This window comes from Streptomyces sp. DH12 (assembly GCF_020873895.1).
GTDB lineage: Bacteria > Actinomycetota > Actinomycetes > Streptomycetales > Streptomycetaceae > Streptomyces.
The window spans coordinates 1-392 of the sequence record NZ_JAHWGT010001641.1 but is presented as its reverse complement, the minus strand read 5'-3'; the positions used below and the strand labels follow the sequence as shown (position 1 = coordinate 392).

The 392-nt window shown below is 67.3% G+C and carries 1 protein-coding gene; it reads right to left on the bottom strand.

All coding sequences use genetic code 11. The annotated features are described in order from the left end of the window. Positions 1 to 298 (bottom strand): Uma2 family endonuclease (locus LPA54_RS41495; RefSeq protein WP_228985538.1); only part of this gene is annotated, 298 nt, incomplete at its 3' end. Between the last annotated feature and the right edge of the window lie 94 nt (positions 299 to 392).

Here is a 392-nt window from a genome sequence, read left to right as displayed (position 1 = left end):
CGGCGGAATCCCGGAGCACGGCCACGTCGGGGCAGAGACCGTTCTCGTGGCCCGGGAAGTCGATGCGGACGTCCGAGAACACCTTCACGTCCATCCCGAACCTGTCTTCGACGGCCCGCACGATGCGACGGATGATGGCCCAATGCGTGTCCCGCTGCGGTGTCATGAAGACGCTGCCCCCGACGATCTCGACCCTGAATCCTTCGGGGACGGGCATCCGCTCCAGCCGCTCGAACCACTCGTCCAAGCGCTGCGTGTCGACGTCGGCCATGGCGATCCTGTCTTCAAGGACGGTCATCGTGGCGCTCCTCCCCGGCCGCCCACGGGCGAGAGCGGCCGCGCGGTACAACGATACGCACGGGAGCAGGACACGAGGCTGGGCGCATATGCCA